This is a genomic window from Plasticicumulans sp. (assembly GCF_035331805.1).
In the GTDB taxonomy this organism is placed as follows: domain Bacteria; phylum Pseudomonadota; class Gammaproteobacteria; order Competibacterales; family Competibacteraceae; genus Plasticicumulans.
Window position 1 is genome coordinate 1 of the sequence record NZ_DAOLKE010000289.1, and the last position, 4,447, is coordinate 4,447.

The window sequence follows — 4,447 nt, forward strand, 5'->3', positions numbered from 1 at the left end:
TGATCGCGACCGTCGCCAGCGCCGCGAGCGGCGAGCCGGCGACGGTGATCGCGACCAGATCGGCACCGGCGGCGCGGGCGCGCTGGGCGCTGCCGAGCAGTTCCGGCGAGCGGCCGGACTGCGAGATCGCGAGCACGGCGTCGCCGGGCTTCAGCAGCGCGGCCGACATCGCGTGCACGTGGGCGTCGCTGTAGGCGACCACCGGCACGCCGAGGCGGTAGAACTTCTGCTGCGCGTCGAGCGCCACGATACCCGAGGCGCCGTGACCGTAGCACTCGATGCGCCGCGCCGCCGCCAGCAGCCGCGTCGCCTGTTCGAGCGCGGCGGCGTCGATGGCCTGGCGCGTGCGCTGCAGCATCAGGATCGCGGCATCGAAGACCTTGGCGAGCACGACACCGGCGTCGTCACCGGCCTGCACGGCGCTGTGGCCGCTGCCGCCGCCGCTCGCGAGGCCCTGCGCCAGCCGCAGCTTGAAATCCGGCCAGCCGATGCAGCCGAGCGCGCGGCAGCAGCGGATCACGGTCGGTTCGCTGACGCCGGCGCGCGCGGCGAAGGCCGCGAGCGATTCGCGGATCGCCGCCTGCGGATCGCCGAGCACGAGATCGGCGACCTTGCGCTCGCAGCGGCTCAGGTGGTGTTTGAGGTCTTCGAGGCGTTCGAGCAGCAGCATCGGGGCCGGCCCAGCGGTTTACGGCGCCCAATACACCTGACAGACCGGCCTGTCATGACGCAGTGCGAGGCGCACCGGCAGCGCCTCGACCGGGCCGTCACCGAGGGCGGCATCGAGCACGCTGCGTTTGCCGTCGCCGGTGATGTGCAGGAACAGCGCCTGCGCATCGAACAGCGCCGCCGGCGTCAGCGACAGGCGCGCATGCGCCGCGCCACGCGGAGTGAGCGCGGCGACCGGGGCCGGGCTGACGATGGTGGCGGCGAGCTGCGGCGCGTCCGGGAACAGCGAGGCGGTGTGACCGTCATCGCCCATGCCGAGCACGACGGCATCGAAGGGGCGCGGCAGCGTCGCGAGCCGGGCAGCGACCTCGGCCAGGGCGGATTCGGGGTCGGCGTGTGCGGTCTTCAGCCCGACGATCCTTGCTGCGGCCGCCGGCGTGCCGGAGAGCGCCGAGACCAGCAGGCGCTCGTTGCTGGCCTCGTCCAGCACATCGACCCAGCGCTCGTCGGCGAGCGTCACCGCCACCTGCGACCAGTCGAGCGGTGCCTGCGCAAGTGCCCGCAGGAAGCCGAGCGGCGTGCGCCCGCCGGAGACGACGAGACTCGCCGCGCCGCGCCGTTCGAGGCCGGCCTGCAGCGCCGTGCCCACGGCGTCGGCGAGCGCATGGTCGAGCGCGTCCCGGTCGGGCCACTCGTGCAGCACGGCGGACGAGTCCAGCCGGGCGGCCATGATCAGTAATCCTCGTGCCACGAGAAGCCGTCGCGGCTGATCAGCGCCGTCGCGGCGGCCGGTCCCCAGGTGCCGGCGGTGTAGAGCTTCGGTGAATTCCCGCTCGCCACCCAGGCCTGCATGATCGGCTCGACCCACATCCACGCGGCTTCCTGTTCGTCGCGGCGCATGAACAGCGCCAGACGCCCGTGGATCACGTCGCCGAGCAGGCGCTCGTAGGCCTGCACCGGGCGCTGCTTGAAGGTCTCGGCGAAGCTCAGGTTCAGGCCGACCGGGCGCAGCTTCATGTCGTCGCCCGGAATCTTCGCCATCAGGTCGAGGCGCAGGCCCTCGTCGGGCTGCAGCCGGATCACCAGCCGGTTCGGCACGCCGCCGACGGTCGGGAACAGGTGCATCGGCATGTCGCGGAAGTACAGCGCGATCTCGGCGATGCCCTCGGGCATGCGCTTGCCGGTGCGCAGGTAGAACGGCGTGCCGGCCCAGCGCCAGTTGGTGATCTCGGCCTTCAGCGCGACGAAGGTCTCGGTCTGGCTGTCGGACGGGATGCCCGGCTCATCGAGGAAGGCCGACACCGCCTTGCCGTTGACGGCGCCGGCGCGGTACTGGCCGCGCACGCTGCGCGTCGCGACCTCGGCGCCGGTCAGCGGCCGCAGCGAGCGCAGGATGCGCAGCTTTTCATCGCGCACGGAATCGGCGTCCATGTTCGCCGGCGGCTCCATCGCGACGATGCACAGCAGCTGCAGCAGGTGGTTCTGGATCATGTCGCGCATCGCGCCGACGCCGTTGTAGAACTCGCCGCGGCCCTCGACGCCGAGCTGCTCGGCGACGGTGATCTGCACGTGGCTGATCCAGGTGCGCCGCCACAGCGGCTCGAACACCGAGTTGCCGAAGCGCAGCGCCATCATGTTCTGCACGGCTTCCTTACCGAGGTAATGGTCGATGCGGTAGATCTGGTGCTCCTCGAACACCTCGCCGACCGCGTCGTTGATCGCGCGCGCCGACTCCAGATCGCGCCCGAGCGGCTTTTCCAGCACCACGCGCGACTCGGGCGTCACCAGCCCGGCCTGGCCGAGGTTGCGGCAGATGTTCATGAACAGGTCCGGCGAGGTCGACAGATAAAAGACCCGCACCCGGCCGGTGTTTTCGCCGAGCACCATCGCCAGCCCCGAATAGTGGCCGGGGGCGTTGGCATCGACGCGGTGGAAGTCGAGGCGCTGCGCGAACTTCTCCCAGTCGCGCTCGTTGAAATGGCTGCCGAGGTGCGCAACCAGCGCCTCGCGCGCCAGATTCAGATAGGTGGCGCGATCCATCTCCGAGCGCGACACGGCGAGGATGCGGCCGTCGTCGCAGAGGCTGCCGGCGCGGTGGCGGTGATAGAGCGCCGGCAGCAGCTTGCGCATCGCCAGATCGCCGTTGCCGCCGAAGATCACCAGATCGAAGGGGGGAGTCACCTGCACGGTCGCCGCCTCGCATGGGCATCAGGGAACTGGAAGCGCCGGGAACTGTAGTTTGACTACAGGGCGAAGGAAAGCGCGCCCGCCGCTGCCGGCTGGCGGGACACTGGTCAAACCTGTTGATCGGATGGATGGATCGCTGTCGTTGCCGTCGATGCGCAGAGCGGCCGGAGCGTGCCGGTTTCGCATCGTCCGTAGTCCGGCTACATTCCGGACATTGCCCGTCGCGGAGGCCCGCCGATGAACCCCGATGCCCGCATCCAGGCCGTCACCGAGCGCATCCGCGCCCGCAGCCGCGACAGCCGCGCGGCCTACCTGGCCGAGATCGACGCCGCGCGCGGTCGCGGACCGCTGCGCCGCACGCTGTCGTGCACCAACCTCGCGCACGGCTTCGCTGCCTGTCCGGCCGGCGACAAGCTCGCGCTGCGCAGCGGCCCGCAGCCGAACATCGCCATCGTCTCGGCCTACAACGACCTGCTCTCGGCGCACCAGCCGCTCGAAGCCTATCCGGCCTGGATCAAGGAGGCCGCACGCGAGGCCGGCGCGGTCGCGCAGTTCGCCGGCGGCGTGCCGGCGATGTGCGACGGCGTCACGCAGGGGCAGGACGGCATGGAGCTGTCGCTGTTCTCGCGCGACACCATCGCGCTCGCCACCGCGGTGGCGCTGACGCACAACCTGTTCGACGCCACGCTCTGCCTCGGCGTCTGCGACAAGATCGTGCCGGGGCTGCTGATCGGCGCGCTGCGCTTCGGGCATCTGCCGACGATCTTCGTGCCCGGCGGGCCGATGGTCTCGGGCCTGTCGAACGACGCCAAGGCCGAGGTGCGCAAGCGCTTCGCGCAGGGCCTCGCCGGTCGTGACGAGCTGCTCGAAAGCGAATCGCAGAGCTACCACAGCCCCGGCACCTGCACCTTCTACGGCACCGCCAACAGCAACCAGATGCTGATGGAGATCATGGGCCTGCACCTGCCGGGCAGCGCCTTCGTCAACCCCGGCACGCCGCTGCGCGAGGCGCTGACGCGCGAAGCCGCACGCCGGGTCGCGCGCCTGACCGCGCTCGGCGACGAATACACGCCGATCGGCCACGTCATCGACGAGCGCGCCATCGTCAACGGCATCGTCGGCCTGCTCGCGACCGGCGGCTCGACCAACCACACGCTGCACCTGGTCGCGATCGCGCGCGCCGCCGGCATCCGCATCGACTGGAACGACTTCTCGGATCTCTCCGATGCCGTGCCGCTGCTCGCGCGCGTCTACCCGAACGGCAAGGCCGACGTGAACCACTTCCACGCCGCCGGCGGCATGGGCTTCCTGATCCGCGAACTGCTCGGAGCCGGCCTGCTGCACGGCGACGTGCTGACCGTCGCCGGACCGGGGCTTGCGCGCTATGCCGAGGAACCCTGGCTCGATGGCGACCGGCTCGCGTGGCGCGCTGCTCCGGCCGAAAGCGGTGATGACTCGGTGCTGCGCCCGGCCGCCGCGCCGTTTGCGGCCGATGGCGGCCTGAAGCTCCTGCACGGCAACCTCGGCCGCGCCGTCATCAAGACCTCGGCGGTCGCCGGGAAGCACCGCGTCATCGAGGCGCCGGCGCGGG

4 protein-coding genes are annotated in these 4,447 nt (G+C 71.1%); 1 reads left to right on the forward strand and 3 read right to left on the reverse strand.

The window, feature by feature from the left end:
• From PKE44_RS15425 to zwf, 3 genes are all read right to left on the reverse strand, one after another.
• Positions 1–670, reverse strand: a 670-nt coding sequence (locus tag PKE44_RS15425; RefSeq protein WP_324552838.1) for an SIS domain-containing protein, incomplete at its 3' end; no start/stop codon positions are given.
• A gap of 18 nt (positions 671–688) precedes the next feature.
• Positions 689–1,399, reverse strand: coding sequence for a 6-phosphogluconolactonase (pgl, locus tag PKE44_RS15430; protein WP_324552841.1), 711 nt, complete (start codon positions 1,397–1,399; stop codon positions 689–691).
• Positions 1,400–1,401: 2 nt separating this feature from the next.
• Positions 1,402–2,856 carry a glucose-6-phosphate dehydrogenase gene (gene zwf, locus PKE44_RS15435; protein ID WP_324552844.1) on the reverse strand — a complete coding sequence of 485 codons (1,455 nt, stop codon included), beginning with the start codon at positions 2,854–2,856 and terminating at the stop codon, positions 1,402–1,404.
• A gap of 237 nt (positions 2,857–3,093) precedes the next feature.
• Between zwf and edd the strand changes: the two genes are divergently transcribed.
• Positions 3,094–4,447: phosphogluconate dehydratase (gene edd, locus PKE44_RS15440; protein WP_324552847.1), on the forward strand; the 1,354-nt coding region annotated here is incomplete at its 3' end.

Coding starts and splice junctions, on each gene's coding strand:
- pgl (WP_324552841.1), bottom strand. CDS start 1,399: ATGGCCGCCCGGCTGGACTCGTCCGCCGTGCTGCACGAGTGGCCCGAC.